This is a genomic window from Sinosporangium siamense, from assembly GCF_016863435.1.
In the GTDB taxonomy this organism is placed as follows: domain Bacteria; phylum Actinomycetota; class Actinomycetes; order Streptosporangiales; family Streptosporangiaceae; genus Sinosporangium; species Sinosporangium siamense.
In genome coordinates this window covers 103,406-125,928 of record NZ_BOOW01000010.1, presented here as the reverse complement: position 1 = coordinate 125,928, position 22,523 = coordinate 103,406, and the positions used below count along the sequence as shown (strand labels likewise).

The window sequence follows — 22,523 nt, the reverse complement described above, 5'->3', positions numbered from 1 at the left end:
ATTCAGCGAAAGGGTGCTCTGCCGTACGATGAACGCGTGCACGGCCTCGCCCGCTCCGTGTGGTCCGAACCCGCTCCCCCCAACCCGCCGAAGCGGGTGTGGCGCGACTGGGCGCTTGTGGCCGTGCTCGTGCCGGCCGCGTTGCTCGAAGGGCTGTTCCGGCCCGACCTGCCCTGGCCCGCCCTCTCGACGGCGATCACGATCGCGCTGATGCCCGCGCTGCTGTGGCGCCGGTCCCGGCCGCTGCTCGCGCTGGCGGCGCCGTTCGCCGTCAATGCGGTGGTCAACCTGTTCGCGGGCGGCGCGCAGGTCGAGACGTGGACGATGGCATATCTGCTCATCGTTGTATACGCGCTGCTCAGATGGGGCTCCGGGCGCGAGGCGGCGATCGGCGTGGCCGTCGTGGCCGGCTCGCTCCTGCTTTCGCTCGGGCTCGGCCGGATCGCGCCGTCCGAGGTGGCGGGCGTGTTCACCGTGGTGTTCGCGGTCATGGCGCTGGGCGTGGCGTTCCGCTACCGGGCCCGGGCGCGGCTGCGCGAGATCGAGCAGATCAAGCTGCTCGAACGCGAACAACTGGCCCGCGACCTGCACGACACGGTGGCCCACCACGTCTCGGCCATGGCGATCCGGGCGCAGGCCGGTCTGGCCATGGCCGAGATCCCCGGGGCCGCCACCGACGCGCTGCGGGTGATCGAGGCCGAGGCGTCGCGTGCGCTCGCCGAGATGCGCGCCATGGTGCACCTGCTGCGCTACGAAGGACCTGCCGAGCCGGCGCCCGGCATTCCATTCGCCGACCTGCGGGAGCTCGCCGACCACGGCCGCTCAGGTCCGGCGGTCGAGGTGGAGGTCACCGGCGACCTCGACGGCCTGCCCACGTCGGTGGAGGCGGCGATTTACCGCATCGCCCAGGAATCGGTCACCAACGCCCGGCGGCACGCGCGCAACGCCACCCGGATCGAGGTGCGGGCCGAGGCCGGCGCCACGGCGGTCCGCCTGCGGGTGAGCGACGACGGCGAACATGTCCCCCGCACCGCGTCCTCCGGATACGGCATCGTCGGCATGGCCGAGCGGGCGGGACTGCTGGGCGGCACCTGCCAGGCCGGACCCGACCCCGGCGGCGGCTGGACCGTCACCGCCGAACTGCCGCGGAAGGCGTCGTGAGCATCCGCGTCGTCGTCGCCGACGACCAGGAGATCGCCCGCACCGGACTGCGGATGATTCTTGACGCCCAGCCGGGCATCGAGGTGATCGGCGAGGCCGCCGACGGGCGGCGCGCCGTCGAGCTGGCCCGCCGGCTGCGCCCCGACGTGTGCCTGTTCGACATCCGTATGCCGCGCTTCGACGGCATCGAGGCCACCCGTGTCCTCGCCGGCCCCGGCGTTCCCGACCCCGTCGCCGTGGTCGTCATCACCACTTTCGACCTCGACGAACACGTTTATGCCGCCCTGCGCGCCGGGGCCCGCGGGTTCCTGCTCAAGGACGCCGGCCCCGGCATGCTCGCCCAGGCTGTGCGCGCGGCCGCCGCCGGCGACGCGCTCATCGCGCCGAGCATCACCGCCCGGCTGCTGCGCGCCTTCGCCGGCGGCGGCCGCGCCGCTCCCCCCGCGCAGCCGATCGACCCGCTCACCGAGCGCGAGGAGGAGGTGCTGGCCACCGTGGCGCGCGGCCGGACCAACACCGAGATCGCCGAGGAGCTGCACATCTCGCTCAGCACGGTGAAGAGTCACATCGCGAGCCTCATGGCCAAGCTGGGCGTGCGCAACCGGGTGGAGATCGCCATGTGGGCCTACGAGACCGACCGCCTCAAGCGCTGAGGCCGCCGCCGTACCCCCCATTCGGCCACGGCCAGGTTGCCCGCCCAGGCGAGCCCCATCAGCAGGGTCGTGGACAGCGGGCCGGGCGGACCGGAGATTACGCTCGCGAACGCCAACAGGACCAGCTGGGTGCCCGCGCCGAGCCCGAGCGCATATCCGCGAGCCATCCAGGCGCGATGCCGGGCGATGTCCCGGCGCCGTATCGCGGCGTAGCCCAGCACGATCGAGCCGGCCATGAGCGTGCCGGCCGCGATCCGGAAACCTGTGGGCAGCGGCCCGTCATGCCATGCGTTCGCGACCGCCAGCCAGAGTCCGGTGAGCGCCACGACCAGCCCGCACACCACGAGCAGCCGCCCCGCCGCGCGATGCAGTCCGGGCCTGCGGGCACGCAGTCCCGGCGCGAACTGCAACCCGCCGAGCAGCGTGTACGGCGCCGCCGCGAGAGCGTGCAGCAGCACCGCCGGTGAGGGCGGCGCGGCGGAGACGGAGAGGCTGACCGTTCCGGCGGCCAGGGGTGCGGCGCCCAGCAGGATCAGTCCGGCGGGCACGAGCCGGCCTGTCGTACGGCGATGCGTGGTCGTCGCATGAGTCATGCCCCGATGGTGACGGCGGAAAGTAGCCGGCTCATCGGCGCGGAGGCCGGACTGCGATCCGCCGATCGGCGGGCCCGGCCGTCGTACTTTCGGCCGTTCCACCGCCTCGTCTTTCGGCCGTTACGCCGACCCCTCCGCTGTGGCGACACTGGCGTTCCCGACGCCACAGCGGATGAGGAGACTGCGATGAAGGCTTACATTCTGCGTTCGTTCGGCCCGCCCGAGGCACTCGCCCTAGAGGACATCGAGACCCCCACACCTTCCGAGGGCGAGGTGCTGGTCAAGGTGCGGGCCACGTCGGTCCAGCCCTACGACTGGCATCTGATGCGGGGCGAGCCGTACTTCGCCCGGCTGACGGGCGACGGACCGGGGCTGCGCCGTCCGAAGATCACCGTCCTGGGGGCCGACGTGGCCGGGCAGGTCGAGGCCGTGGGGCCGGGCGTGGTGGGGGTGCGGCCCGGCGACGAGGTGTACGCGATGCCGAAACAGGGGGGCTTCGGGGAATACGCATGCGTCGCCGTGAACGAGCTGGCGCCCAAACCGGCCGGTCTGTCGTTCGAGCAGGCCGCCGCCGTGCCGCTGGCCGCACTCACCGCCCTGCTGGCGCTGCGCGACGACGGCCGGCTCAAGGCAGGCGAGCGGGTCTTGGTCAACGGCGCGTCGGGAGGCGTGGGCACGTTCGCCGTGCAACTCGCCAAGGCGTTCGGCGCGGAGGTGACGGGTGTGTGCGGACCGCGCAACACCGGCCTGGTCCGCTCACTGGGGGCCGACGAGGTCATCGACTACAGCAAGGAGGACTTCACCCACGGCGGCCGGCGCTTCGACCTGTTCCTGGACATCGCCGGCAGCCGCCCCGTCTCGGCCGGCCGCCGCATGCTGACCCGCCACGGCAGGTACATCCTGATCGGCGGCCCGGGCGGCCGATGGCTGAGCCCCATGGGCCGGATGATCGGCGCCCTCGCCACCGGTCCCCTCTTCCCCCAGCATTTCGCGATAGCCAACGTGATCAGCTCCACCGCGACCCGGCAGAACCTACTGACCCTCACCGAACTCATCGAGAACGACCAAGTCCGCCCGGTCATCGACCGCTGCTTCCCCTTCCACGAGATCCCCGCGGCGGTCGCCTACCAGGAACAGGGCCACGCCGCCGGCAAAGTCGTCGTCACCGTGTGACCCGGTCGCCGGGTGCACATGGCCGTAGACGAACGCCACCGAGTACGGTGACCGCCGGCGGCCCGGGGATGCACGGCAAGGGAATGCACATGTGGTGGCGCTGCCCACTGGAGCGATATCTCTCCACCGCCCCACCTGGCTGCACCGCTCGTTGTTCTTCACTCGGAAAAGGACGGGCCGGCAGGTCGTCGGTAGTGGCGAGTCGCTCTTCCGTGATCATGCAAAGGGGCTGGCTCGGGTGCACGTGCTAAGGCTGTGCCGTAGGGAGCACGATGACCGGGCAGGTGGCGTGGTGGAGGAGGGCGTGGCTGACGGAGCCCAGCATGAGGCCGGCGAAGGGGCCTCTGCCGCGGGAGCCGACGACCAGGAGTTCGGCGCCCTGGGATGCCTCGCGGAGGACCTCGGCCGGGTGGCCGTGCCGGCTGCGTTCGACGACGGTGACGTCCGGATGGCGGGCGGCGCAGCCGGAGACCAGGTCGGCGAGGAGGCGGCGTTCGGTCGTGGCGGCGTCGAGAGCGTCGGCCAGAGTTTCGGGGCCGTAGCCGATGATGGCGGAGTTCCAGGCGTGGATGGCGTGGAGTTCGGCGCCGCGAAGGGTGGCCTCGGCGAAGGCGAGTTCGATCACCTCGGCGTTGCCGGGTGAGCCGTCGACCCCGACGACCACGACGTTGTGCGAGGGTTCCGGCCGGGCGCGGACGACGGCCACGGGGCACACGGCCTGGCCGGACACGCCGAGGGCGACCGAGCCGAGGAGCAGGCCGCGGAAGCCGCCGAGGCCGTGGCTGCCGACCACCAGCAGGTCGGCGTCGCGCGAGGTCTCGATCAGTGTGGCGCGGGGGTCGCCGGCGAGCAGGCGCGTCTCCACGTCGATGCCGGGCACCTCGTTCTTGACATGCTGCGCGGCCTCCTCCAGCACGGCGGCGGCGCTGTCACGCATCCAGCGGCCCACCTCGGCGTGCGGGGCGGCGTCGTCCATCTCCAGCGGCCATTCGGCCATCGTGTGGACCACGCGTACGGCGTCGCCGCCGCGCAGTGCCGCCTCGCGGGCCGCCCAGGTGACGGCCTCCAGACCGGCCTTCGACCCGTCCACTCCGACCACGATCACGTTGCTCTCCCTCCTGCGGATCTCCATCGCACCTCAGAAGGGCGGGTGGGCGACATGGCCAAAGGTCCTTCGATCCGCAGGACTTCGGCACCTAACTCTCTCCCCGCAGGGCATACGAATGTGCCTTCTGACCTGGTGTTCTCAAGGACGTCCGGGACACTATGTCCCGCGAAACCCCAGCAGTCACCAATAAAGCCCGCATAAGTGTTGAACCTTCCCCGAAACCTCCTCGTACAACGGTGTGGACTCGGCATTCGAAGGATCAACGTGTTTCTACAGGACCAGCCTGTATCGGCCGTGACGGCGTCCGCCGCCACGCCGGGCAGCACATCTACCCTCCGGAGACGTCCGAACATGGCGACCAGTGGTGAACGACGGAGCCGGCCCTCCCGTCTGCGGCCCGTCAAGGAGCCCGACGACGAGACGGTCGTCGCCGGGCTCTATCGCGAATATCACCGGCCGCTGCTCGCGTTCGTGCTTCGTCTTACCTTCGGAGACCGGCAGTGGGCGGAGGATGTGGTGCAGGAGACCATGATCCGCGCATGGCGCAACGCGGATCAGCTGGACCCGGACGCGACGTCCTTGATGCCTTGGCTGGCCACAGTGGCGCGTCGTATCGTGATCGACGATCGACGCCGAAAAGAGGCACGGCCTCAGGAGGCGGGCGAAGCACCCCTTGACAATGTGCCTCTCCCCGACGAGACGGAGGACCTCCTGCGCCAGGTGGTCGTGGCGGAAGCGCTGAAGTCGCTCTCCCCGGCTCACCGCGAGATCCTCAACGAGACGATCTTGCGCGACCAGTCGGTGAACAACGCCGCCGAGAAGCTTGGAATTCCCGTGGGCACGGTGAAATCCCGCGTCTACTACGCAGTGCGTGCGCTGCGCCTAGCACTTGAGGAGAGAGGGGTGAAGGCGTGAGTTCCCCAGTTCAGCACACCGATGTAGCCGCCTACGCCCTGGGGCTGCTCGAAAAGCGGGACCAGGACGCGTTTGAAAGTCACCTGGCGAACTGCCCGCCGTGTACGGCGGAGCTCGCGGAGATGTCCGGGCTCGCCGGGTTGCTGACCGGTGTCGAGCCGGTCGGCGACCCGCCAGGCGAAGTCACAGGCGGTCGTTTCCCCGCCGGGCCCGCGGACCGGGAGACAGGTGGGGCACCGGGTGAGGTGATCGACCTGGTGCGGCGGTCGGGCCGCGCCAGACGCCGGGCTCAGCGCGGGTTGTTCGCCTTGGTGAGCACCGCGGCGGCGGTGGCCGTGGTCGCCTGGCTCACCGTCGGCGGCCCGCTGGGGAGCGCCGCGGGCGGCCACCCCGGGGATCACCACCTGGCGGGGTCCGCCATCCCCAGTAGGCCGGCGGGTGGTTTCGCCCAAGAGCTGTGGAAACAAGGGCAGAAGTTCGAGGGTGTGGGCGCCGGCGGTGTCACCGGGAGCGTTGCCGTGGAGAGCAAACCGTGGGGCACCCACGCGACCGTCCAGCTCAAGGGGGCTCGCGGTCCCCTCAAATGCGAACTCGTGGCGATCTCCAAGACGGGTGAACGGCGCGTGCTGAGCGGATGGTCGATCCCGCCAGAGGGTTACGGCGCGACGGGCTCGGAAGCACCGTACTACTTCCACGGCGGCACGGCTTTCTACCGGGACGAAATCGCCAAGTTTGAAGTACAGGTGATCGGCGGCGAGACCCTGCTATCGGTTCCCGTGTGACATTCGCACGGCCAAAAGCCGGGAGGCCTGTTCCTTAAGTGGAAAGGGCCTCCCTTTTTGGTGTGCCGACTCCATATCCACAGGCCGTCCCCCTGTCCACCGGGAAGAGTATTTTTACACATTCGACGGTTGAACTCTGCGCGGCGGGCACTCCGTACGACTGGGCATACCATTGGAAATCCCAATCACGAGGTTGTAATGTCTATTCGCTCGCTCGCGATCAACGGTCTTTACTGCTGCACCGGGCTCGCCGCCGCAGGCCTGATTCCCCTTGTGAACGCGGACGCCGCGCAGGCTCAATCCCCGGCACAAAGCCCGTCGGAGATATATCTCGCCGCCGGTCTGCGCGGCGCCAACGAGGTGGGCACCCTCGGCGACGCCGACGGCCGGGCCACCGCCGCCCTCAAGATCAGTGGCGACAAGCTGACCTTCGCCCTGCGGTGGAACAGCATCGACACCCCCACTGCCGCGCACATCCACGCCGGCGACAAGGGCGTCAACGGGGCGGTGAAGGTCGCTCTCTTCGCCGAGGCCCTGCCGGGCGGCGCGCTCGGCGTCACCGGCACGGTCACGGTGTCCGACGCCGCCACCCTGAGCGCCCTCAAGCAGAACCCCGGCAGCCTCTACGTCAACATCCACAACGCCGCCCACCCGCAGGGCGCCCTTCGCGCCCAGCTCCTCAAGCTGAACAAGGCCGTCAACCTCAACGGCGTGCTCCACGGGAGCAACCAGGCCACCCTCTCCGCCAAGGGCGACGGCGCCCAGGAGGTCCAGGCCGACGACGGCAAGCGCCGCGGTGACCGCGACGGCTCCGACACCTGGTGGATCCGCGTGAAGAGCGACTCGATCGCCTACACCGCCACCTGGAAGAAGATCGCGCCGCCCGTCCTCGGCCACATCCACAAGGGCAACCCCGGCGTCAACGGCCCGGTCGCGACCGAGCTCTTCGCCGACGCGAACGGCCTGCCCGCCAACCTCACCGGCATCGCCGGCGAGACGGCGGCGCCCGCCGAGGTCATCAGGGGCCTCAAGAACAACCCGACCGCCTACTACACCAACATGCACACGGTCGAGTTCGACGGCGGCGCCGTACGCGGCCAGATCGAAAAGGGTGCCAAGCACGGCAACGCCGTGACCGCCCTGGTCAAGACCGGCGTGCAGATCTACTCCTGCACCAAGCAGGCCAACGGGTCCTTCGCCTTCACCCAGAAGGACGTCTCCGCCAAGCTCGCCCGCGGCATCGACCACACCTTCAAGCGGCCGGTCGCCGGTCCGCCGCGGTGGATGGCGCCCGACCACAGCATGGTCACCGGCGCGGTCGTCACCCGCATTCCGAACGGCGACCGCAACATCCCCGAGCTCGTGCTCGATGCCACCCAGACCGGCCCGAACCGCGGCCTGCTCGCCCACGCGACGCAGATCCTCCGCGTCAACACCACCGGCGGTGTCGCCCCCGGCGGCAAGTGCTCCGCCGGCAAGACCGTCCGCGTGCCCTACGGCTCGGACTACATCTTCCTCGGCTGAGGCTCCGGCCCGGCTGTAGAACGGCCCGCCACCAGCGCGGCCCCCGGCGGTAGAGAGGCGCCGCCAATTGCGTGGCCCCGGCGATAGAGAGGCCCCGCCAATAGCGCGCCCCCCGCCAATAGTGTGGCCCCGGCGATCAGGCGGAGCGGCGAAACCACCGGCTCCACCCCGTACTTCCGGGGTGGAGCCGATGTTGTTTCCCGAGTCAGAGCGCCCCGCGAAAGGCCTTGACCGCCGCCGCGATGCCCTCCGGCGTCGGCCCGGTGACGACCGCACCGAGGAGTACGGCGGAAGCCCCGGCTTCGACGAGCGCCGGAAGGTCGGCCGGGGTCAGCCGATGCTGAGCCGGGACGACGAGCGGCACGCCGACGGCGCCGCGGACGGCCGACACACGTGCGAGGGTGCCGAGCGACAGGGCTGTGCCGTACAACGCGGGGTCGAGCGTCGACATCTCCAGCGCCCGCACCCCGGCCGCCACGAGAGCGGCGGCGTCCGCGGGGCCGTCGGCGGGGCCGAGGGCCACCATGGGGGTGACCTCGCCGCAGTCGGCGACATAACCCGCGGGGGCGTGGGAGGCGTAGACGTCGAAGTAGTCGAAGCCCATGACGGAGGCACTGCGGGTCTCGCCGGGGGACACCGTGCCCGCGCCGCCGACGACCAGGCCGGTGGGCAGGCCGACGGCGAGGACGGCGCGGAGCCGGTCGGCTTCCTGGTCGAGGGAGCCGAAGGCGGTGCCCGAGGCGCGGTGCTCGATGTTGATGTGCACCTTGAGACCGTCGGCTCCGGCGGAGGCGGCGGCCTCGGCCAGGGCGGGGTCGTTGCCGGGCAGGCTGACGAGTACGCCGATCCTGTCGGATGGCAGTCGCATGCTGGTGGTCCTTCGTATGCCGGAGGTTCTAGTAGGGCTGGATCTTCGGCCAGGTCAGCTCGACGCCGTCGGCGGCGAGGCCGGCGCGGAACTCCTCCCGCCGCCGTTCATCGGCGGTGACCTGCTGGGGTTCGGCCGAGCCGGCCAGGCAGTGCGCGGCGAGGGCGCCTGCTGCCTCCCCGATGGCCCATTCGACGGGGTGCAGGCGGTAGCTGCCGTTGGTGATGTGGGTGGTGCCGATGTTCTTGCCCGCGGCGAGAAGGTTGCGCATCCGCTGCGGCACGAGGCTGCGCAGCGGGATCTCGAAGGGCCAGGCGGCCACGTCGATGTAGTTGTCGCCGCCGGTGGAGGGGTGCAGGTCGATGCGGTAGGAGCCGACGCCGACCGAGTCGGGGTAGGCGACCGCGCCGTGCCGCCCGCGCACGGAGACCGCGAGGTCCTGCTCGACGACGCGATATTCCGCGAGGATGCGGCGGGACTCGCGGATGTAGGGCGCCATGGCGAGGCCGTCGGCGGTGCCCATGATGTCGGGGCGCAGCCGCAGCCCGGGCCAGCCGGTGCCGCCGTCCGGGCGGGGGGCCTCGGTCTGCATCCAGTAGAGCATGCTGAGGCTCTGCTGCCGGGCGGCCTCGACGTGGCGGGCCGCCTCGTCGGCCGGCACCTCGAAGACGGGCCCGCCGAGGTAGTCGATCTGCGGCCAGTTGACCAGGGTGACGTCGCTGGCGAACACACCGGGCCGGAAGTGGTTCCTGGCGAGGATTCGGCGGAACGTCCACAGCTCGTCGGAGCCAGGGTCGCGGCTCTGGTCCGCGACGATCGCGCCCGGGTCGTCGTCGGGGTTGGGGCTGAAGGCGTAGGTGCGGGGCGCGAGGGTGTGCGGGTGGGGGGCGACCCAGCCGAGCTGGGCGCCGGGCCAGAACTCGGGCCGGTGGTTGCGCCAGTGGGCGTAGGTGTCGGGCTTGTCGACGGTGTGGTCCTCCCCCTCGCGGTGTTCGAGGGCGAAGCACACCGAGACGGCCTGCATGTTGAGCGGCTGGGCGGCCTCGGGGGCGCTGGGCTCGCCGGTGTCGTGGCGCGACTCGAACCCGGTGACGTATTCGGTGCCGGTCAGCGGCAGCAGGTCGCCGGTCTCGGTGGCGTCGAGCACATAACGCGCGTCGATCGTCGTCTCGCCGCCGCCGCGCAGGTCGCGCAGGGTGACCGACTCGACGCGGTCGCCGTTCACCCCGGCGGCGACCGGTTCGTGCTCGCGGAGCACGGTCAGCCTCCCGGCCGCCTCCCAGGGCGCGACCATCGCGTCGAGCACCGCCACTGCGGCGCGGGGCTCGACGCACAGGCGGCTGACGCGCCCCGCCCCGGGATTCAGCTGGGGGTCGGCTGCGGAGCCCGGCCGCAGGGGATACCAGCGGCGGTAGTACTCGCGGATGCCCTCGCGCAGCGCGCGGTAGCTCGTGCTGGAGCCGAACCGCTCCACCCACGGGTGCTCGTCCGGCGGCACCGCCTGGCTGGTCAACTGGCCGCCGAGCCAGGCGGTCGACTCGGTGAGTGTGACCCTGGCGCCGCCGCGCAGCGCGGCGAGGGCCGCGGCGACACCGCCAAGACCACCCCCGACGACGAGGACGTCGACCTGCATGCCGGTCATCGGCTTCCTATTCCTTTCCGCCTGCTCTCAGGCGCTGGTCCGCTGGTCCGGCCAGCTACGAACGTGCATTTCAAGGTGGTGGTCGCGGGCTGGGCGCCCGGCCCCTGCCGCAGCCGTTCCATGAGGAGGTTGACGGCCTCGACCCCCATCTCCCGCCTCGGGATGTGGAAACAGGTCAGCTCGGCGGCTCCCGCCGTACCGTCCGGCGGGTCGTTGAGTGCGGCGACCGAGCAGTCGTACGGCACGCGCAGACCGAGCGTGCCGAGGATGTCGACCACGCGCAGCGCCTCGGCGGCGTCGTGCACCACGAAGGCGGTCGCGCCGCGCTCGTAGAGGTCGGCGACGTCGGCGGGGGTCAGGCCCTCCGGGCCGACGGGCCGCAGCAGGCCGCCGGTGTCGAGGTCGTGGCGGCGCGCCGCCTCCCAGAAGCCGGTGTCACGGTCGGCGGTGTATTCGCCGGGGGTGGTCGAGCCGAGGTAGGCGACGCGGCGGTGGCCGAGGTCCGCGAGGTGGTCGACGACCTCGGCGGTCGCCGAGGCGTAGTCGGCGGCGGAGTAGCCGATGGGGTCGCCGGGCACCTCGCGGCGTCCGACGTAGGTGAAGGGGAAGCCGTCGTCGCGCAGCCGCGCGAGCTCGTCCCGGTCGGCGTTCTTGCCGATCAGGACGCACCCGTCGGTGAGGGCCAGCCGGTTGACGTTGTCGCGGTAGATGGAGCGGCGGCCGTCTGCGCCGGTGGCGCTGGTGAACAGCACCAGGTCGTAGCCGTGCGCCTCCGCCGCGGCCTCGATGCCGACCAGGAACGGGTGGTAGAAGTCGTGGTGGTCGAGGGGGAACACAGACTCGAAGGTGTAGACCCCGATCAGCCTGGTCGAGCCGCCGGCGAGGTTGCGGGCCACCGGGTTGACGACATAGCCGAGCCGGCGGGCGGCGGCGAGCACCCGGGCGCGGGTGCCCTCGGGGATCTCCGGTCCGTCGGTCCGCCCGCTGATGACGTAGGAGACCGTCGCCTGGGAGACCCCCGCCTCCTTGGCGATGTCGGCCTGCCGGGGCCGGCGCCAGTTCCGCTCGCTCATGGGCCCGTCTCCGTGACGGCGATGTGGATGGTCATGATTGGCTGCCCTCCAGGTCCTTGTCCTCCACGTCGCGGTCCCCCACGTCCTCAAGCGCGAAGTCGACCTCGAAGGGACGGCCCCAGGGCAGACACACGCTGCCGGGCCGCACCCGGTAGGCACCTGCGAACTCCGGGAAGGCCGCGAAACGCTCCTCCAATCCGGCAAGCGCGTCCGGATCACCGTTGATCACAGCACGGCGCACCCCCGCTTGGTATGCGAAGTCGTCAAGAAAGCGGTGCGCCACGGCTTTCGCGGTGGAGCCGGGGCCGCCGGCGAGGGCGGCGCACCCCTGGGCGACGGCGCTGCCGATGGAGTTGCCCGCGGTGTTCCACCCGGCGTAGCCGGCCAGATCGGTGAGGGCGATCCGCTCGCGCAGGGCATCCACGAGGGCCGGGTCGGAGCCGTTGGCGTCGGCGACGTCGGCCACCACGACGCGGCGGCCGGCCGCGACGAGCCCGGCGACCCGGTCGGCGAGCCGCCGGGCGGCGGACAGCCGCTCGGGCGAGGCGGGGGTGCAGGCGTCGAAGTAGCGGTCGGCCATCTCGCCGTCGCCTGTGCCCATCGGGGGGTGTACGGCGACGACCAGGTCGGCCGCCTCCGCTTCCGGCACCTGGCGCAGGCCCGCGGCCCGCACCTGCGCGGCGACGGTCTCCCCCACCGGCACGTCCTCGTAGACGGCCACGGCGGAGAGGCCGACCGGCACCTCGCAGACGACGGCGGCGGTGAGGTCGCGGCCGAGGCCGAGGGCCCGGCCGAAGAACACCGCGCCCGCCTCGTCGGCGCCGGGGTAGCACATCACCCGGTCGCCGGCGCCGAACCTCGTGATCCAGACGTCGAGCCACTCCCGCTCACTGGTCGAGACGCTCTCCAGGGTGGTGTCCTCGGCGAGCACGGCGAAGTGGTCGAGAACCCCCTCGGCGGCGAGTTCGACGCAGGCGAGGTGGAGCTGGTGCAGCGCGAGGCGGCGCCGCACCCAGTCGCGCGCGTCTCCTTCGGGGAGTACGGCACGGGCCCGCTCGACCCCGTCCGTCGTGAGCGGACCCGCGCCGCGGCCTCCGGCGGCGCCCGCGGGCAGGGCGGGCGCCGCGATCGGGGGGCGGGTCAGGGGGGCTTTGCCGTACACACCGTCCTGGCCGGGGGCCGGGGGGTGCTCGGCGCGGTAGAGCTCCTGTGAGAAGCGGAAGAAGGCGCGTCCGTGGGAGTCCCAGTAGGAGGGTTCGGTGCTCGCGTCGTCCTGGTCCTTGGTGCGCATCAGCACCGCGTAGGCGAACACCGGCATCTCGGCCGGCAGCCGCCGCAGCACCTCAAGGCGCGGCAGCCAGTCGGCGATCCCCTCGCCCGTCCGCCGCGACGGCACGTAGCCGCCGTGGACGAGCTGGTTGACCGACACCACGACCGCGTCGGCGTCCTTGGCGGCCTCCACCAGCCAGGCGGCGACCGCGTCGAGGTCGGACGCGGCGCCGCGGGGGCCGAGCAGGCCGGGCGGCGGCAGGGTGAGGGTGGCGCCGGCGGCCGCGGCGAGGTCGGCGACGTTGCCGGTGTTGACCGGGCGGTCGTCGAGCGGGAGCAGTACGACGTGGGTCATCAGCCCTTGACACCTCCGGAGGCCAGTCCGCGCACGAAGTGGCGCTGAGCGGCGAGGAACACGCCGACGACGGGGATCGTGGCGATGACGGTCGCGGCCATGAGCGGGCCGTATTGCACGACGCCGCTGGCGGCGTAGGTGCTGAGCGCGAGCGGCAGCGTCTGCATGTCCGGCGAGGAGACGACCACGAGTGGCCAGAGGAAGTCCTCCCAGGCGCCGGTGAACGACAACACGCCGATGGTGGCGACGACCGGGCGCGCGATCGGGAGGTAGACGCTCCAGAAGATGCGCAGCTCGGAGGCGCCGTCGAGGCGTGCCGCCTCGGCCATCTCCTCGGGCAGGTCGAGGAAGAACTGCCGGGCGAGGAAGATGTTCAGCGGCTGCACGAGCAGCGGCAGCAGCAGACCGGCGTAGCTGTTGAGCAGGCCGCTGCCGCCTTCGCCGAACAGGTCGTTGCCGCCCGCGAGGGGCCACCTCTGGGTGACCAGGAACAGCGGGATGAGCTGCACGACGGCGGGCACCATGGCCGCGCCGAGGGTGGCGGCGAACAGCGGGCGCGAGCCGGCGAACTTCAGCCGGGCGAAGGCGTAGCCCGCGGCGGTGGCGGCCATCACGTTCGAGAGCACCGTGAGCACGCCGACGACGACGCTGTTGGTGAGCGCCACCGGCAGGTTGGTGGTCTCCCAGACGTAGGCGAAGTTGTCGAGGGTCCACTCGCGCGGCAGCAGGTTCGGCGGGTAGCTGAACACCTCGGTCTCGGGCTTGAACGCCAGCGACAGCAGCCACCAGAAGGGAAGCATCACCACCGCGGTGACGAGGGCGACTACGGCGGTGCGGCGCCAGCGCCAGGCGCCTTTCACTTCTTGCTCCTTCCCAGCAGCCGCACGTTGGCGTAGGCCAGCGCGAAAATCATGCAGAAGAGCACGAACGCCATGGCGCTCGCCTCGCCGAGCTGGAAGTTCTCGAACGCCTGCTTGTAGACGAGCATGTTCACCACCGTCGTGGAACCCAGGGGTCCGCCCGAGGTGAGGATGTAGATCTCGGAGAAGGACTGCGCCAGGTAGATGAGGTCGACGACCACCACGTAGGTCGTGATGGGCATGAGCAGCGGCAGGGTCACATGCCGGAAGGTGCGCAGCCGGCCCGCGCCGTCGACCGCGGCGCTCTGGATCAGCTCCTGCGGGATGGTCTGCAACCCCGCCAGGAAGATGATCATGCTTCCGCCCAGGGCCTTCCAGGCACGCATGACGATCAGGGACGGCAGAGCCGTGGACTCGTCGGTCAGGAACTCCACCGGGTCGAGGCCGACCAGGTCGAGCGCGTAGTTGAAGAAGCCCTCGCGGGAGTAGAGCCAGAGCCAGATCATGCTGACGGCGACGAGGGAGACGACGCGCGGGAGGTACATCATCCCGCGGAACAGGCCGACGCCGGGGAACTTGCCGTTGACGAGCAGCGCGAGGCCGAGGGCGGCGGGCACGGTGAGGATCAGCGTGCCGACGGCGTAGGCTCCCGTGACCCCGAGCGCCCGCCAGAACTCCGCCGAGGTGAGCACCTCGGCGTAGCCCGCCAGGCCGTGGAACCTCGGGCCCGTGGTCTCGACCGGGTTGTAGGAGGTCAGGCTCAGGTAGAAGCCGTAGCCGATCGGGATGGCCACCACGACGAACAGGATGATCGTGGCCGGCAGGACCATCGCCCACGCGGCCGACCGCTGGCCGCGTCTCGACGGGGAGACCCGGCGAGACGCGGCAGTGGAGGTGGTTTTCACCGGATCAACCCTTGAGCAGCTCTTCGGCGGCCGCCGCGGCGTCGTCGAGCGCCTTACGCGGCGGGGTGGTGCCGCGCAGCGCCTTCTCGATCTCCTTGCCCAGCGCGTCGCGCAACTGGGTCCAGGTCGCCACGTTGGGGTTGCCGCGGAACTGCGGCGCGGCCTCCATGAACGGCGCCAGGTAGGACACCTTGGTCAGCTCGGGGTCCTTGGCGACCGAGGTGCGGGCGGGGATGCCGCCGACGGTGAGGGAGTACGCCTTGACGTTCTCCGGCTTGAGCATGAAGGAGATGAAGTCCCAGGCCTCCTTCTTCAGCTTGGTCTTCGCGCTGATGAACATGCCGTTGCCGGCGCCGCCGAAGGAGACCGCCTCGGCCTTCTTGACGGGGCTCAGCACGCCGATCTTCTCGGCGAGCTCGGGCGACTGCTCGTGGATCGTCTTCAGGGTGGCGTCGTCCACGAGCGCCATCGCGGCACGGCCGGTGGCCAGGGGGTGCTGGGCACCGGTGCTGGCGGTCTTCTCGCCGAGACCGGAACTCACCGCGTCGGAGCCCTGGTAGAGCCCGGTGAGGTGTTCGAGCGCGGCCACACCTTCCGGAGCGTTCCAGGTGACGGTTTTGCCGTCGCCTGCGAGGAACTTCCCACCCGCCTGGAAGAGCAGGGTGCCGAACGCCTGGGACATGCTGATGGTGTTGTCGGCCGGCATGAGCAGGCCCGACCGGGTCACCTTGCCGCCCTCGCGCTGGGCCAGCTTGCCGGCCGCGGCGCGCAGGTCCTCCCAGGTGGCGGGCGGCGTGGCGAAGTCGAGCCCCGCCTCCTTCACCAGGTCCTTCCGGTATGCGACGAGGTAGCCGAAGCCACGCAGCGGCATGATGTACTGCTTGCCGCCCACTTTCCCGTCGTTCAGGAAGGTGAGGTCGGTGCGGTCGGCCTCGGGGAGCGCGGCGACCTGCTCGTCCAGCGGCTGGATGCGGCCGGCGTCGGCGAAGCCCGCCGCGGCGGCGTTGCCGTGCCCGAAGACGTCGGGCGCGGTGTTGCCGGCGAAGGCCGTGGACAGGCGGGTCGACAGGTTGGCCCAGTCGACGAACTCGACCTGGACGTCGACGCCGGGGTGCTGCTTTTCGAAGGCCGGCACGAGCGTGCCGTTCACCCAGGTCACCTCGTTGCTGAGGTTGCCGGGGAACCACACCCGCAGGGTCTTGTCCCCGCCGCTCGCCGCGGTGCCGCCTGCGCCGCCACCGCCGCCGCAGGCGGACAACGCCAGCCCGGTGGTCAGGGCGGCGGCGAGAACGCGCCACGGGCGGTGCTTGTGGGGGCGCTTCATCGGTGTTCCCTTCATGGCCCTGCTGGGTAGTTCATGTTGACGCGGATGTTGGTCCAGGTGTTGACCGGTGACGCCGGGGGTTCGGTCACGCCGACCAGGTTGGGGCTCTGCTCCCAGGTCGCGCCGTAATCCTTGGAGAGCTCGAAGCGCATGTGGGTGCGCATGTAGAGGCCGAAGAGGGGGGCCACGCCCTCCCAGCCCGGGGTGAAGGACAGCTGCCCGTCGATCAGGTAGCGGGTGTCGCGCAGCGTCGCGGCGGTCCCGCCGACGGGGCCGACGATCAGCCACTGGGGCTTGTCGATGAAGGAGTTCTGGCCGAGGTCGTTGCTGAGGTACTTCACGTGGTTGGCGGGCACGATCTGGAAGCCGCCGCGGACGTTCGGGTCCCAGCTGAAGCCGGTGCGGGGCGACGTGGAGAAGGTCAGCGCACCGGGGTGGTTGGTGTCCATCTGGCCGATCTCGGCGAACTCGGTGCCGCCGAACCGGCCGCTGCCGCGCACCCGCTGCACGACGTCGGCGACGTGGCGCACGACGCCTCCTGGGTAGCCGACGAGGATGCGGCCGTTGTTCTCGTTGACGCGGCCGGCGACCTCGTCGCCCGCGGCCCAGTTCTCGAACTCCACGAAGGTGGGGGAACCGTACTGCGTGACCGGCTTGTAGACCGACATGCGCAGGTGGCGGGGCACGGGACGGGTGAAGTCGTCCTCGAAGTACTTGTGGATGGGGCGCCACTTGCCGCTGGCCTCGTCGAGGTATTTCAGCGGCGACCCGACCGCCGGGGAGGCGCCGCCGCCGAAGATGCTGGTGCCGCCCTCGATGTCGGTGTAGATCGTGTCGGCGAGCCACTTGCCGTGGTCGGCGCCGTGGAAGCGGTCGGGGCGGACGTTGACCAGGCTGGTGGTCCAGGCGCGCTGGTCGTGCGGGTCGTACTTCGCCCCGGGGCCGACCTTGAAGCGCAGGACGTAGACCGACACCGCGAGCGCGTGGCCGGGTGTGCCGTCCAGGGCGCGGGAATACTTCGACGCCCAGAAGCCGTCGTTGGCCTTCACACTGGCGGTGGCGGGCCGCTGCACGTTGCCGAGCTTTGTGCGGGTGCCGTCGAGGGCGACGTGGGTGACGGCGCCGCCGACGGAGTTGTCGAACTCGACGTCGAACTGGTGCTCCAGCTCAGGGTCGTTCTCGATGCGGGCGGGGCGGGGCATGGGCCCCACGACATTGTTGACACCGCGATGTCCGGGCGGGCTCGTGGCCGAGGCGGCCCAGGCGGGCGCCCCAAGAGCGGCCGCCGCGGGCACGGCTGCGGCGGCTGCGAGCAGATGCCGGCGGGACAGCGATGCGCTCATCGTACCTCCTAGTGATGCGCATAACTCGCTTGGCGGACTCCCCCGAGGTGATGCGCATAACCAACAGTGGGACAAGCGTGGGTGAATTGTCAATCGTCACCGGGAGTTACGTTCGCGCCTCTTGACATGAAAGCTGTGCCCCACCTTGAATGATCGCACTTCCACTTAGTTATACGCATCACTTGGCGGATCCATGGGCAGTGCGCGTCGTCTGACTGCACATCGCTCAGGCTCAGGCCGCCTGCGCGCTCAACTCCTCGGCACGACTCTGACCGCGGTCGCCGTACTCTCGGTGACCGGCGCGGGCGCCGCGGCCCACGCGCCCAGCGAGCCCTCGTCCCCGTGGTCGACCGGACAAAGAGCGTGAGCAATCACTGCCGAACACGCCCGCCACCCGGCGCCGGCCCACTCCCCCTCACGGCCTGCCGAACACGCCCGCCACCGTGTCCGGCAGGCCGTACGGCATGAGCCTGCGTGGCCTGTGTCCCTGGGCACCCGTGGCCTGGGCCCCCCAAATGCTGATATAGACCGTTATTAGCCCAAAACAACCCTTGCCTGAGCGACGGGAGTGCCCATGCCGCTGTTCGATATGCCCCTCGATGAGTTGCGCGATTATCGGCCGGAGCGTCCCGAGCCCGAGGACTTCGACGACTTCTGGTCCCGCACGCTCGACGAGGCGAAGGCGTTCGACGTGGCGGCCGGCTTCCGGCGGCACGACCTCCCGCTGACCGGCGTTGACGTCCACGACGCCACCTTCGCCGGCTGGGGCGGCCACCCGGTCAACGCGTGGTTCATCACTCCGGCCGGGGCCGGGGAAAGACTTCCCTGCGTCGTGGAGTACGTCGGCTACAACACGGGACGGGGCTTCCCCCACCACCATCTGGTGTGGCCGGCCGCCGGCTATGCCGTACTCGTCGTGGACGCCCGCGGGCAGGGCGGGCGCAGCTTCGACAGTCCCGGCGGCACCGCCGATCCGGGCGGCGGCACGTTCGCCGAGGCGCCGGGGATGATGACGAGGGGCATCCTCGACCCCGAGCACTACTACTACCGGCGGGTGTTCACCGACGCCGTGCGCGCGGTCGACGCCGCCGCCGCGCACCCCGCCGTCGACCCGGAAAGGATCGTCGTGTCCGGCGGCAGCCAGGGGGGCGCCATCGCCCAGGCCGTCGCCGGGCTCCGCGGCGACGTGCGGGCCGCGCTCATCGACGTGCCGTTCCTCTCCCACTTCCGCCGCGCCGTGGAGATCACCGGTGCGGACCCCTACCGGGAGATCGTGCGGTTCCTGTCGGCGCAGCGGGGCATGGAGGAGCGAGTGTTCCGCACTCTGTCGTATTTCGACGGCCTGAACTTCGCCGCCCGCGGCCGGGTCCCCGCCCTCTACTCGGTCGCGCTGATGGACGACGTGTGCCCGCCGTCCACGGTGTTCGCGGCCTACAACCACTGGGCGGGGCCGAAGGAGATCGTCGTATATCCGTGGAACAACCACGAGGGCGGCAGCGGGGCACAGGTGGAGAGGCAGCTGCACTATCTGCGGGAGCTGTTCGCGGCGGGCTGACGAGCGGAGGCCTGGGCACGCCAGGCCGGGGTGGGCGACACACCTTCGGACGCGATATGTAGTGTTTACATCACTCTATGTAGTCACTCGTGGTGTGTGCACATGCAGGCCGGGACAGCGGCCGTTCTGCGCCACGGCTCCTCGGAGGGCAGAACGATGCTGGTGGGAACGCGGTGGACATTCCTAGCCGCCGCCGTACTCATGGCGGTCTGGGGATTGACGCCTCAGACCCCTGCGGACGGCGCGGCCCGGCGTGCCAACGGCGGAGTGTTGATCTCTCTGCTGAATCAGCGGACCATCTGCCTGGACTCCGGCACGACGTCGGGCAGCGTGGTCACCGTGCAAACCTGCGACGCCACCAAGCTCACTCAGCAGTGGTCCTTCAGCGGCACCACGCTGCGCAACGGCGCGGGCCTCTGCCTCGCGATGCCGCTCGTCGTCCCCTCGCCGGGGTCACAGCTGCAGGTGACCACGTGCAGCGGCTCCCTGACCCAGAACTGGACCTTCCTGGCCGCGAGCAACAGCCTCCAATACACCGGCAGCGTCGCCACGCTGTTCTGCGCCGACTCGCAGACGGGCAACCCCCCGGCCGGGACGGCGGTCGTCGCGGCGGGCTGCTCCAACACAGATCACCAGCGGTGGAGCTTCGGCTTCAGTGACATCTCCGTCACGACGCCCTATCCGGCGGCCACCACCCTAAAGATCAAACCAGGACAATCCACCTCGGTCGCCGCGTTCAACACCAGCAATGACCCGAACCATCAGACCGCCCCCAGCGCCACCCTCACCATCACCGTCCCCACCGGTGTGACCATGACCGGGACCACAGCCGTCAACTGGACCTGCTCGGCCACCACCTCGTGCACGGCGAGCAACGTCACCCCCGGCACCGCCGGCAGCGTCACACGCACCTTCACGGTGCCCGCCACCGCCACGGTCGGCACGAAATACCAGGTGACCGCCACCGCCGCGGTGACCGGCGTCCAGGACGTCACGGGCAACGACAGCGCGACCCTGGTGGTCGAGGTCGTCCCCCTCAGCACCGATCTGAGCATGACGACCACCACCGCCACCGTGACGAGCGACCCGGCCCAGTCCGCGCAACTCGGCTTCACCCTCACCAACCTCGGCCCCGACGCCGCCGACGCCGCAACCGCGACCTTCACTTGGCCCGCGGCGCTGACCGCCACCGCCCTCACCGCGAGCGGCGGCGACTGGACCTGCGTGCTCGCCACCCGCACCTGTGCCAGGACCACCGCGATGGCCGTCTCCACGCCGGTCACCTTCCAGGTCACCGCGACCGTGCCCGCCGCCGCCGACGCCACCGCGACCTTCGCCGTGAGCGCCACGGCGGAGACCGGGCCCAAGTCCCTGGACCCGGTCTCCGCCGACAACACCGCCACCGCCGTCGTCGTCATGTCCCCCGTCGACCTGCGCGTCACCAAACAGGGCCCGGCCCAAGGCTTCGCGGGCGCCGCCGTCGTCTACACGGTCACGGTCACCAATCCCGGCAGGACGACGGTGACGGGCGCCGCCGTACAGGACGCCGTGCCCGCAGTCTTCACCCCGGTCACCTGGACCTGCGCGGCGAGCGCCGGCGGAACCTGCACCACCGCGACCGGCACGGGCAACACGATCGCCACGACGGTCACCCTCGCGCCAGGCGGCACCGCCGTCTTCACGATCACCGCGACCCTGCCGACCACCGCGACCGGCACCGTGACCAACACCGCCACCGTCACCACCCCGACCGGCGTCACCGACCCCGCCACCAGCAACAACAGCGCATCCGTCCAGACCACCGTGTCCACCCAGGCGGACATGTCGGTCACCAAACGGGTTGCCACTTGACGGAGCTCGCTCAGCGCCGCATCACCACCCCGACCAGTACGGCGAGAGCCAGCACGACCCCGGCCCCCGCATAGCCGACCACCCCCAAGCCGGTCACAAACGCCTCCCGCACGGCGTCCACGAGGGCGGCGGGCAGCTCGCCGGCCGCCGTGACGGCACCGGCGACGCTGTCCCGGGCTGCCTCGGCCAGGTGAGACGGCGTGCCCGGCGGGACCTCCACGGCTAGCCGGTAGACGGCGGCGCCCAAGGCGCCGAGGGTGGCCACCCCGAAGGCCATGCCGAGCTCGCCGGCGGTCTCCGACATGGACGACGCCGCCCCGCCCCTCTCCGGCGGAGCCGACGCCATAACCAGGTCGATGCTCAACACCATCAACGGACTCAGCCCGAACGTCACCAGCACACTCGCCGCCACCGCGAGCCACGGCCCCATACCCACCGTGACCTGGGCGAACAGCAGATATCCCACGGCGGCGACCACCAGCCCGCCCGACACCGCTACGGGCGCGGACAGGCGGGCGGCGAGCGCGGGCGCCACCAGGGCACCGGCGATGTTGGCCACCGCGTAGGGCGCCATCCACAGCCCGGCCTCAAACGGCGGCAACGCCAGCACGAGCTGCAAATACTGCGCGAAGAGCAGCACAAACGCCCCCAGGGTGGCCACCCCCGCGAGCAGCCCGCCGAGCGCCAGGCTGAAGGCGCGATCGCGGAACAACCTCACGTCCATCAGGGGATCGGCGATCGTGCGCTGCCGCCGTACGAACAACACGCCGGACACCGCACCTGCGGCGATCGCAATCCACGGCGTGGCGCCGCCTTCGGCGATCTCCTTGAGGCCGAAGACGATCGGCAGGACGGTGGCAAGCGACAATGCCACACCGATCAGGTCGATCCGCCCCCCGCCCGGATCGCGATATTCCGGCAGCAGCCTCGGCCCGGCGAGCAGCAGCAACAGCATGACCGGCACCCCCAGCAGGAACACCGCACCCCACCGGAACCACTCCAGCACCGCCCCGCCCACCAGCGGCCCCGCGACCCCGCCCGCGGAGAAGCAGCTCAGCCACACGGCGACAGCGAACCCGCGCTGCCTGGGGTCGCGGAACATGTTGCCGATCAAGGAGAGAGTGGACGGCATCAGCGTCGCCCCCGCGACGCCGAGGAGCGCCCGCGCCGCGATCAGCATCGGGGCGTTCACCGAGAAGGCCGCGAGCACCGATGCGGCCCCGAAGGCCGCGGCCCCGGTCATCAGCAGCCGGCGCCGCCCGATGCGGTCCCCCAGGGTCCCCATCGTGATCAGGAAGCCGGCGATCATGAATCCGTAGATGTCGACGATCCACAACTGCTGGCTGCCGGTGGGCCGCAGATCCGCCACCAGGTGGGGCAGGGCCAGGTGCAACACCGTGAAGTCGAGCGCCAGCAGCAGTGTCGGCAGAGCGAGTACGGCGAGGCCGAGCCACTCCTTCGCCCCCGCCTTCGGCGTCGTGTCGGCCGCCATCGAGTCGGCTCCTTTCGATCGGAAGGAGCTTTGAGGATGCGCGAGAGGAATTCCGGAAAGATTCCGATGTGAGCCCC

At 70.9% G+C, this 22,523-nt stretch carries 19 protein-coding genes; 8 read left to right on the top strand and 11 right to left on the bottom strand.

What is annotated here, in order from left to right:
* Nucleotides 1–36: 36 nt before the first annotated feature.
* Together Ssi02_RS08895 and Ssi02_RS08890 are read left to right on the top strand one after the other, a co-directional pair.
* Nucleotides 37–1,161 carry a sensor histidine kinase gene (locus Ssi02_RS08895; RefSeq protein WP_239128731.1) on the top strand — a complete coding sequence of 375 codons (1,125 nt, stop codon included), beginning with the start codon at nucleotides 37–39 and terminating at the stop codon, nucleotides 1,159–1,161.
* A complete protein-coding gene (locus Ssi02_RS08890) occupies nucleotides 1,158–1,814 on the top strand; it encodes a response regulator (RefSeq protein WP_204023312.1) in 657 nt (218 codons plus the stop codon). Before Ssi02_RS08895 ends, Ssi02_RS08890 begins: the two co-directional genes overlap by 4 nt.
* Here Ssi02_RS08890 and Ssi02_RS08885 read toward each other — a convergent pair.
* On the bottom strand, nucleotides 1,787–2,407 hold the full coding sequence (locus tag Ssi02_RS08885) for a DUF2306 domain-containing protein (RefSeq protein WP_204023310.1): 621 nt from the start codon (nucleotides 2,405–2,407) through the stop codon (nucleotides 1,787–1,789). The genes Ssi02_RS08890 and Ssi02_RS08885 overlap by 28 nt on opposite strands.
* A 186-nt stretch (nucleotides 2,408–2,593) precedes the next feature.
* Between Ssi02_RS08885 and Ssi02_RS08880 the strand changes: the two genes are divergently transcribed.
* Nucleotides 2,594–3,580, top strand: coding sequence for an NAD(P)-dependent alcohol dehydrogenase (locus Ssi02_RS08880; protein ID WP_204023308.1), 987 nt, complete (start codon nucleotides 2,594–2,596; stop codon nucleotides 3,578–3,580).
* Nucleotides 3,581–3,827: 247 nt separating this feature from the next.
* On the opposite strand, the gene Ssi02_RS08875 is transcribed toward Ssi02_RS08880, so the two are convergent.
* Nucleotides 3,828–4,712, bottom strand: a complete 885-nt coding sequence (locus tag Ssi02_RS08875; protein WP_239128730.1) for a universal stress protein — start codon at nucleotides 4,710–4,712, stop codon at nucleotides 3,828–3,830.
* 327 nt (nucleotides 4,713–5,039) lie between these two features.
* Between Ssi02_RS08875 and Ssi02_RS08870 the strand changes: the two genes are divergently transcribed.
* The 3 genes from Ssi02_RS08870 to Ssi02_RS08860 all read left to right on the top strand — a co-directional run bounded on the left by Ssi02_RS08870 (nucleotide 5,040) and on the right by Ssi02_RS08860 (nucleotide 7,909).
* Nucleotides 5,040–5,603, top strand: a complete 564-nt coding sequence (locus Ssi02_RS08870) for a sigma-70 family RNA polymerase sigma factor (RefSeq protein WP_204023306.1) — start codon at nucleotides 5,040–5,042, stop codon at nucleotides 5,601–5,603.
* The gene (locus Ssi02_RS08865; RefSeq protein ID WP_204023304.1) at nucleotides 5,600–6,385 is read left to right on the top strand and encodes an anti-sigma factor family protein; all 786 of its coding nucleotides are present in this window, start codon (nucleotides 5,600–5,602) and stop codon (nucleotides 6,383–6,385) included. The genes Ssi02_RS08870 and Ssi02_RS08865 overlap by 4 nt, the downstream gene beginning before the upstream one ends.
* 198 nt (nucleotides 6,386–6,583) lie before the next feature.
* Nucleotides 6,584–7,909 (top strand): CHRD domain-containing protein, encoded by a 1,326-nt coding sequence (locus tag Ssi02_RS08860; protein ID WP_204023302.1) that lies wholly within the window; start codon nucleotides 6,584–6,586, stop codon nucleotides 7,907–7,909.
* Nucleotides 7,910–8,114: 205 nt separating this feature from the next.
* On the opposite strand, the gene Ssi02_RS08855 is transcribed toward Ssi02_RS08860, so the two are convergent.
* Genes Ssi02_RS08855 through Ssi02_RS08820 form a run of 8 tightly spaced genes read right to left on the bottom strand, consistent with a single transcriptional unit; the run spans nucleotide 8,115 to nucleotide 17,548 of the window.
* Nucleotides 8,115–8,777 (bottom strand): hypothetical protein, encoded by a 663-nt coding sequence (locus Ssi02_RS08855; RefSeq protein ID WP_204023300.1) that lies wholly within the window; start codon nucleotides 8,775–8,777, stop codon nucleotides 8,115–8,117.
* 28 nt (nucleotides 8,778–8,805) lie between these two features.
* The gene (locus Ssi02_RS08850) at nucleotides 8,806–10,419 is read right to left on the bottom strand and encodes an FAD-dependent oxidoreductase (protein WP_204023297.1); all 1,614 of its coding nucleotides are present in this window, start codon (nucleotides 10,417–10,419) and stop codon (nucleotides 8,806–8,808) included.
* Nucleotides 10,416–11,492, bottom strand: coding sequence for a LacI family DNA-binding transcriptional regulator (locus Ssi02_RS08845; RefSeq protein ID WP_204023295.1), 1,077 nt, complete (start codon nucleotides 11,490–11,492; stop codon nucleotides 10,416–10,418). Before Ssi02_RS08845 ends, Ssi02_RS08850 begins: the two co-directional genes overlap by 4 nt.
* A 31-nt stretch (nucleotides 11,493–11,523) precedes the next feature.
* Nucleotides 11,524–13,116, bottom strand: a complete 1,593-nt coding sequence (locus Ssi02_RS08840; protein ID WP_204023293.1) for a DUF4127 family protein — start codon at nucleotides 13,114–13,116, stop codon at nucleotides 11,524–11,526.
* Nucleotides 13,116–13,976 carry a carbohydrate ABC transporter permease gene (locus Ssi02_RS08835; RefSeq protein ID WP_204023291.1) on the bottom strand — a complete coding sequence of 287 codons (861 nt, stop codon included), beginning with the start codon at nucleotides 13,974–13,976 and terminating at the stop codon, nucleotides 13,116–13,118. The genes Ssi02_RS08840 and Ssi02_RS08835 overlap by 1 nt, the downstream gene beginning before the upstream one ends.
* Nucleotides 13,973–14,881 (bottom strand): carbohydrate ABC transporter permease, encoded by a 909-nt coding sequence (locus tag Ssi02_RS08830; protein ID WP_204023289.1) that lies wholly within the window; start codon nucleotides 14,879–14,881, stop codon nucleotides 13,973–13,975. The genes Ssi02_RS08835 and Ssi02_RS08830 overlap by 4 nt, the downstream gene beginning before the upstream one ends.
* 4 nt (nucleotides 14,882–14,885) lie before the next feature.
* Nucleotides 14,886–16,205: an ABC transporter substrate-binding protein gene (locus Ssi02_RS08825; RefSeq protein WP_204023286.1), complete on the bottom strand. Its 1,320-nt coding sequence runs from the start codon at nucleotides 16,203–16,205 to the stop codon at nucleotides 14,886–14,888.
* 11 nt (nucleotides 16,206–16,216) lie between these two features.
* On the bottom strand, nucleotides 16,217–17,548 hold the full coding sequence (locus tag Ssi02_RS08820) for a hypothetical protein (RefSeq protein ID WP_204023284.1): 1,332 nt from the start codon (nucleotides 17,546–17,548) through the stop codon (nucleotides 16,217–16,219).
* 574 nt (nucleotides 17,549–18,122) lie between these two features.
* On the opposite strand from Ssi02_RS08820, the gene Ssi02_RS08815 reads away from it, so the two are divergent.
* The gene (locus Ssi02_RS08815; protein ID WP_204023282.1) at nucleotides 18,123–19,103 is read left to right on the top strand and encodes an acetylxylan esterase; all 981 of its coding nucleotides are present in this window, start codon (nucleotides 18,123–18,125) and stop codon (nucleotides 19,101–19,103) included.
* A gap of 102 nt (nucleotides 19,104–19,205) precedes the next feature.
* A complete protein-coding gene (locus Ssi02_RS08810; RefSeq protein ID WP_204023280.1) occupies nucleotides 19,206–20,954 on the top strand; it encodes a ricin-type beta-trefoil lectin domain protein in 1,749 nt (582 codons plus the stop codon).
* A 10-nt stretch (nucleotides 20,955–20,964) separates the two neighbouring features.
* On the opposite strand, the gene Ssi02_RS08805 is transcribed toward Ssi02_RS08810, so the two are convergent.
* Nucleotides 20,965–22,446 carry an MFS transporter gene (locus Ssi02_RS08805; RefSeq protein ID WP_204023277.1) on the bottom strand — a complete coding sequence of 494 codons (1,482 nt, stop codon included), beginning with the start codon at nucleotides 22,444–22,446 and terminating at the stop codon, nucleotides 20,965–20,967.
* Nucleotides 22,447–22,523: the final 77 nt, after the last annotated feature.

What these genes read in the sequence shown, in the direction of transcription:
- Ssi02_RS08880 (WP_204023308.1), top strand. Translation starts at nt 2,594, where the DNA reads ATGAAGGCTTACATTCTGCGTTCGTTCGGCCCGCCCGAGGCACTCGCC.
- Ssi02_RS08875 (WP_239128730.1), bottom strand. Translation starts at nt 4,712, where the DNA reads ATGGAGATCCGCAGGAGGGAGAGCAACGTGATCGTGGTCGGAGTGGAC.
- Ssi02_RS08845 (WP_204023295.1), bottom strand. Translation starts at nt 11,492, where the DNA reads ATGAGCGAGCGGAACTGGCGCCGGCCCCGGCAGGCCGACATCGCCAAG.
- Ssi02_RS08810 (WP_204023280.1), top strand. Translation starts at nt 19,206, where the DNA reads ATGCAGGCCGGGACAGCGGCCGTTCTGCGCCACGGCTCCTCGGAGGGC.
- Ssi02_RS08825 (WP_204023286.1), bottom strand. Translation starts at nt 16,205, where the DNA reads ATGAAGCGCCCCCACAAGCACCGCCCGTGGCGCGTTCTCGCCGCCGCC.
- Ssi02_RS08870 (WP_204023306.1), top strand. Translation starts at nt 5,040, where the DNA reads ATGGCGACCAGTGGTGAACGACGGAGCCGGCCCTCCCGTCTGCGGCCC.
- Ssi02_RS08840 (WP_204023293.1), bottom strand. Translation starts at nt 13,116, where the DNA reads ATGACCCACGTCGTACTGCTCCCGCTCGACGACCGCCCGGTCAACACC.
- Ssi02_RS08885 (WP_204023310.1), bottom strand. Translation starts at nt 2,407, where the DNA reads ATGACTCATGCGACGACCACGCATCGCCGTACGACAGGCCGGCTCGTG.
- Ssi02_RS08820 (WP_204023284.1), bottom strand. Translation starts at nt 17,548, where the DNA reads ATGAGCGCATCGCTGTCCCGCCGGCATCTGCTCGCAGCCGCCGCAGCC.
- Ssi02_RS08815 (WP_204023282.1), top strand. Translation starts at nt 18,123, where the DNA reads ATGCCGCTGTTCGATATGCCCCTCGATGAGTTGCGCGATTATCGGCCG.
- Ssi02_RS08805 (WP_204023277.1), bottom strand. Translation starts at nt 22,446, where the DNA reads ATGGCGGCCGACACGACGCCGAAGGCGGGGGCGAAGGAGTGGCTCGGC.
- Ssi02_RS08850 (WP_204023297.1), bottom strand. Translation starts at nt 10,419, where the DNA reads ATGACCGGCATGCAGGTCGACGTCCTCGTCGTCGGGGGTGGTCTTGGC.
- Ssi02_RS08855 (WP_204023300.1), bottom strand. Translation starts at nt 8,777, where the DNA reads ATGCGACTGCCATCCGACAGGATCGGCGTACTCGTCAGCCTGCCCGGC.
- Ssi02_RS08860 (WP_204023302.1), top strand. Translation starts at nt 6,584, where the DNA reads ATGTCTATTCGCTCGCTCGCGATCAACGGTCTTTACTGCTGCACCGGG.